Source organism: Blastococcus sp. SYSU DS0510, assembly GCF_054050835.1.
This window is the reverse complement of record NZ_JBJHAC010000060.1, coordinates 1-571: the sequence shown is the minus strand read 5'-3', so window position 1 is coordinate 571 and position 571 is coordinate 1. Positions and strand designations below refer to the sequence as shown.

General features: G+C 75.7%; 2 pseudogenes. Both read left to right on the top strand.

Annotated elements, in window-relative coordinates:
- Positions 1-38: 38 nt before the first annotated feature.
- A pseudogene (locus ACI79P_RS21700) lies at positions 39-194 on the top strand (PAS domain-containing protein); the annotation flags it as partial.
- Between the two features lie 21 nt (positions 195-215).
- Positions 216-571, top strand: a pseudogene (locus ACI79P_RS21695) (SpoIIE family protein phosphatase); the annotation flags it as partial.

The following is a 571-nucleotide window of genomic DNA, read 5'->3' as shown; positions in this document are numbered from 1 at the left end:
ACACCTTCACCGGCCGCCCGGAGGACGTCTACGCCCATGTGCACCCTGACGACGTCGCCGATGTCCGCGCCCGCGTTCAGCACGCCGTCGACACCGGCGGGATCTACGACGCCGAGTACCGCATCGTGCTCGCCGACGGCTCTCACCGGTGGGTCGCCGCCCGCGGGCAGGTGGTCGATGGCGCCGATGGTGCCACCGGACACCTCGTCGGGGTGGTGCACGACACCACCGCCCGCGCCCTGACGCAGCAGCAGACCCAGCGGGCCGCCGCCCGGGAGCGGCTGCTCAGCCGGATCTCCGAGGAGCTCAGCGGCACCCTGGATGCCGACGAGGCCGCCCACCGCCTGGCCCGGCTGGTGCTGCCCGCGGTCGCCGACTGGTGCATCGTCACCCTCGTCGACGACGACCAGGCCACCGGCTCCCGCCGCGGCCTGCGCCCCGCCGCCGCGGAGCACGTCGACCCGGCGATGCGGCCGGTCCTCGACGGCTACGCGCACGCGCGGCTGGCCGCGCTGGGCGACGACGCGATCGTCGTCCGGGCGATGCGCACCGGGCGGCTGCAGTTGGTCGG